3 protein-coding genes and 1 pseudogene are annotated in these 5,017 nt (G+C 60.7%); all 4 read left to right on the forward strand.

Annotated features, from left to right (window positions below; genetic code table 11):
• Positions 1-159 (forward strand): annotated as a pseudogene (locus tag AC1DVE_RS30945) (group II intron reverse transcriptase/maturase); the annotation flags it as partial.
• Positions 160-361: 202 nt separating this feature from the next.
• On the forward strand, positions 362-3,100 hold the full coding sequence (locus AC1DVE_RS30950) for a winged helix-turn-helix domain-containing protein (protein ID WP_223538342.1): 2,739 nt from the start codon (positions 362-364) through the stop codon (positions 3,098-3,100).
• 86 nt (positions 3,101-3,186) lie between these two features.
• Complete coding sequence (locus tag AC1DVE_RS30955) at positions 3,187-3,828, forward strand: MBL fold metallo-hydrolase (protein ID WP_057713346.1); 642 nt, start codon at positions 3,187-3,189, stop codon at positions 3,826-3,828.
• Between the two features lie 103 nt (positions 3,829-3,931).
• On the forward strand, positions 3,932-4,648 hold the full coding sequence (locus AC1DVE_RS30960; protein WP_223538344.1) for a YiaD family glycine zipper/OmpA-like lipoprotein: 717 nt from the start codon (positions 3,932-3,934) through the stop codon (positions 4,646-4,648).
• Positions 4,649-5,017 lie beyond the last annotated feature (369 nt).

Raw genomic sequence — 5,017 nt, forward strand, 5'->3', positions numbered from 1 at the left:
ACGACTTATCGTGAATTACGGGCTTTGGGTGCGAGTAAAGAAGTCGCCCAGAAAGTGGCATGTAACACCCGTCGTTGGTGGGACAACAGTCGATGGGCCTTGAATTGGGTGCTTAATCTCGCGTGGTTTGATCGCTTGGGACTTCCACGTCTCTCCTGACCTCAATCCCTCGAACCGCCCGGTGCGGACCCGCATGCCGGGTGGTGTGGCAGGGGTACGGTCTATGAAGGCCGTCCCCTATGCCGATTGTTTGTAGACTTTTTGTAGCCATTTGTAGCAATTACCTTCATTCCCTATCCGTTTACGGCTAGGCTGCGGACATCTGCAACGCCGCCACCCGCAATTCAAACAAGAGCCGGCTATGACTGATTTGTCTACATCCCCAGGTTCTGCACACGTTGCTGTCGCGACACTCGACGGGCGCTTCTTCCGCCCGCCGTTGCCCGACGGCCATGTGCTGCGTCCACGTTTGTGCGAGCGCCTGAGTGCCGGGCTTGGTGGCAGGTTATTGCTGGTCAGCGCACCGGCAGGGTTCGGCAAGAGTTCATTGGCGGTGGAGTTTTGTCAGGGGTTGCCGGCGCACTGGCAAAGTCTCTGGCTGGGGTTGAGCCCGCGAGACAGTGACCCAGGGCGTTTTCTCGAGCGCTTGCTGGAAGGCCTACAGGACTATTTTCCGCATCTGGGCAGGCAATCCCTCGGGCTGTTGAAAATGCGCCAGCGCCATCAGCCGTTCGCGTTCGAAGAGTGGCTGGATGGCCTGCTCGACGAATTGGCCGAGCACCTGTCCACCGCGACACCATTACTGCTGGTGCTGGATGATTACCATCTGGCCCAGGGGCCGGTGCTGGACCGTTGCCTGCAATTTTTCCTCAATCATCTTCCCGATGGCTTGCTGGTGATGGTCACCAGTCGCCAGCGTCCCGACTGGCACCTGGCGCGACTGCGGCTGTCGCGGCAACTGCTTGAGTTACATGAACAGGATTTACGCCTGACCCACGACGAGGCCTTGAGCCTGCTCGACCGGCACAGCAGTTCCTTGCGCGGTGAGGCACTGGAAAACCTGATCCAGCGCAGCGAAGGTTGGGTCGCGGGTTTACGTTTCTGGCTGCTGGCCGCCTCGGAGGCGGGCACCGATGGTGCACTGCCGCAATCGTTGCACGGCGGGGAAGGGCTGATCCGCGATTACCTGCTCGAAGAGGTCATCGATTGCCTGCCCGCCGAGGTTCAGTCGTTCCTCTATGACACGGCGCCCCAGGAGCGTTTTTGCAGCGAACTGTGCGATGCCGTTCGTGACGCCCATGACAGCGGGGAGATCCTGCGCTTCCTGCTTGCCCACCAAGTGTTCCTGGTGCCGCTGGACGAACATGGCCACTGGTATCGATACCACCACCTGTTTTCCGATCTGTTGCGCACGCGGCCGACTTCCCAGTCGATGGTGCCGGCCGCTAGCCTTCACCTGCGTGCCTGCCGCTGGTTCAATGCCCAGGGGCTGCTCGATGAGGCCGTGGAGCAGGCCTTGCGTGCCGGTCACCTGGATGTCGCGGCGAACCTGGTGCAAAACCTCTCCGAAGAGCAGCTGCTGGCCGAGCAGAACGTCGGCATGTTGCTGCGCTGGAAAATGGACTTGCCTGACAGCTTGCTGATCAGCACGCCGCGACTGATCGTGCTCTATAGCTGGGCGTTGGGGATGGCGTGCCAACTGGATGCCGCCGAAGAGCTGGCCAGCAATTTGAGCCGTTTCCTGCCTGCGCCGTCGGCCACCGCCCAGAAGTCGATGCTCGCTCAATGGCTGGCGTTGAGCGGCATCATTGCCCGTGGGCGCGGTAACCGCGAACTGACGCTGCGGTACTGCCGCGAAGCGTTGGAAAGTCTTCCGTCCAAGCGTTACGGCCAGCGCCTGATGTGCCTCTCGACCCTGTCCAACCTGGCCATTGCCGACGGTGATTTGTGGCGGGCACGAGGGCTTAACCGCGAATCGCTGGAGCTGGCGCAACGGGTCGGCAACCCCTTGTTCGAAGCACTGGCACATTACGACCGCGCCCGGGTGCTGCAAGCACGCGGGGAAATCTGTCGGGCGCTGGAAGAGGTCCGCCAGGGAATGCAGCGCCTGCAGAGCTTGTCGGCGCAACGGCTGTATGCGGTTCGCGCCCGGCTGACCTTGTATGAAGGCTTTTTGCTGGCCCTGCGCATGCAGCCGCAGGCGGCGCGGGTGCGATTGCAGGCTGGTTTGAGCGAGGCGCGTGCCTGTCGTGACATCAGCGTGCTGATCGGCCACTGTGTGATTGCCAGGCTGGAAGGCAGCAGCGGCGAGTTCGCCAAGGCCTTTGCCGAACTGGCCGAAGCCGAACGGCTGATGCACATCTGGGATGTGCCGCCGATCTACTACCTGGCCATGATCACCCTGGTCAAATGCGAACTCTGGCTGGCCCAGGGGCGCACCGATCTGGCCGAAGCCTGGCTGGCGCGCCTGGGGCAGACCTATAACGGCGAAAACGGGGCAGCACCACCGGAATTCCACCCGCAATTGCCGCTGCATATCGAATTGCAACAAGCCTTGCTCGACGTCATCCAGGGCCAACCGATGCTGGCCGAAGGGCGTTTGAATGCGCTGCTCGAACATGGCCAGCAAAGCGGTCGGCAGATGCTCAGTGCCATGGCGTTGACCCAGAAAGTGGCGTTATTGCTCGGCAGCGGACGGGAACCGGAAGCACGCAAGGCGCTGACCCAGGCATTGGACGCCGCTGGCGGAGGGGTGCTGCAACCCTTTGAGGGCTTGCTGGCCGAGCACCCGGACTGGCTGCGCGGGCAGCTTCAACAGTGTCCGCCAACCCCTGTTTCCCTGAGCCTCAGTGAAAAACTGCCGGCATTGACTGCCCGCCCCGGACCGGAATCCTGCGCGGCTGCGGAGCAGCTCAGCACGCGGGAATTGGCGGTCCTGCGATTGATCGCCCAGGGCTGTTCGAACCAGGAAATCAGCGATCAGCTGTTTATTTCCTTACACACGGTCAAGACCCACGCCAGCCACATCAACAGCAAACTCGGGGTCGAGAGGCGCACGCAGGCCGTGGCGCGGGCCAAGGAATTGGGGGTACTGGGTTAAGGTTTTTTCACGTTACACATCGCGGCCATTGGCTGGATACTCAATTGTGCGAAAATCGTTCATCCCCGTTTATCGAGCAGGCCCCGATGTCCCAGCAACCCACCCTCATCCGCGAAACCTTCCCTGTCGGTCCTTTGCAGTGCAACTGCACGATCATCGGCGATCCGGTAACGAAAAAGGCCATCGTCGTCGATCCGGGTGGCAATCATGAACTGATCCTGGCGCGTCTCGATGCCTTGGGGCTGAAAGTGGTCAGCATCATTCACACCCACGCGCACCTCGATCATTTCCTGGCTTCCGGCCAACTCAAGGAGAAAACCGGCGCGACCCTGCATCTGCACAAGGAAGACCAGTTTCTGTGGGACAACCTGGAAATGCAGTGCCAGATGTTCGGCGTTCCTTATACCCCGGTGCCGTCCCCGGATCGCTGGCTGGCCGATGATGAAGAACTGGCCTGCGGCTGTGGCGTGGCGCTGCACACCCCGGGTCATACACCGGGCTCCATGAGCTTCTGGTTTTCCGAGGCCAAGCTGCTGATTGCCGGTGATACGCTGTTTCGTCGCGGAGTCGGGCGCACGGATTTGTGGGGCGGCGACCAGGCGACCATCGTGCGCTCGATCAAGCAGCGGCTGTACACCCTCGACGAGGACGCGACAGTGGTGACCGGGCATGGTCCGGATACCCGTCTGGGCGACGAAATGCGCGAGAACCCGTTTGTTCGGGGCTGATTTGTAACATTCGGAATTTTTACCCATTAACATGATCCAACGCCCGCAAAGGCTGATGCCTTGGTCCGTTGCACCACAGAATGCAAAAAAGTAGGAGCTTTACATGTTCACCACGCGTCGTTTGATTATTCTCGCTACGGCTGTGGCCGTTTTGTCCGGTTGTGCCTCGCCTAACCCATACGGCGGTCAGGGCCAGGCTCAGGGCCAGACGGATAGCGGCTCCGAAGGCATGAGCAAGACCGCGAAATACGGTGGCTTGGGCGCTCTGGCCGGTGCGCTGGCCGGTGCTGCGATCAACCACGATAACCGTGGCAAGGGCGCACTGATCGGTGCTGCGGTGGTCGGTGCTTCCGCCGCCGGCTACGGCTACTACGCCGATCAGCAGGAGAAAAAGCTGCGCGCCAGCATGGCCAACACCGGTGTTGAAGTGCAGCGCGAGGGCGACCAGATCAAACTGATCATGCCGGGCAATATCACGTTCGCTACCGATTCGGCGAACATTGCCCCAAGTTTCTATCAGCCGCTGAACAACCTGGCGGGCTCGCTGAAAGAGTTCAACCAGAACCAGATCGAGATCGTCGGCTATACCGACAGCACCGGCAGCCGCCAGCACAACATGGACCTGTCCCAGCGTCGTGCCCAGAGCGTGGCAACCTACCTGACCTCGCAAGGTGTCGGCGGTGCCAACCTGAGCGCTCGCGGCGCAGGTCCCGATAGCCCGGTTGCCAGCAACGGCGACGTCAATGGCCGGGCGCAGAACCGCCGTGTAGAAGTCAACCTCAAGGCGATTCCGGGCCAGCAGTATGGTGCTCAGCAGTAAGGTCAGGTTCAGCAGTACCCTTGATCGTCTGATTGAACCCCAGGCGTAAAAAGGCCCGCCCGATTCTAAACAGATCAGGCGGGCTTTTTTTGTCGTCAGTTCTGGCCCCATCGCGAGCAGGCTCGCTCCCACATCTATGGTTACCCCCTTTTCTGCAATACTGTTGTTGATGTCGTGTTTGGCTTGCTTTCATCTATCCGGCGTCTGAGTTGGGGTTGTCGCCCCGCGCCTCGATGAGAATCGATGCCCAACGACCCTAATTAGTGGAACGGCCTTTCAGCCGTGTGAGAGCCCAGGGTTGTCGTCAGGCCGGTTGGCCGTTCACGTCATCAGTTATCCAGCATCGCAAAACCAGGTGGGTGGTGCTTG

The organism is Pseudomonas sp. P4_B4 (genome assembly GCF_056402255.1).

Coding starts and splice junctions, on each gene's coding strand:
- AC1DVE_RS30960 (WP_223538344.1), top strand. CDS start 3,932: ATGTTCACCACGCGTCGTTTGATTATTCTCGCTACGGCTGTGGCCGTT.
- AC1DVE_RS30955 (WP_057713346.1), top strand. CDS start 3,187: ATGTCCCAGCAACCCACCCTCATCCGCGAAACCTTCCCTGTCGGTCCT.
- AC1DVE_RS30950 (WP_223538342.1), top strand. CDS start 362: ATGACTGATTTGTCTACATCCCCAGGTTCTGCACACGTTGCTGTCGCG.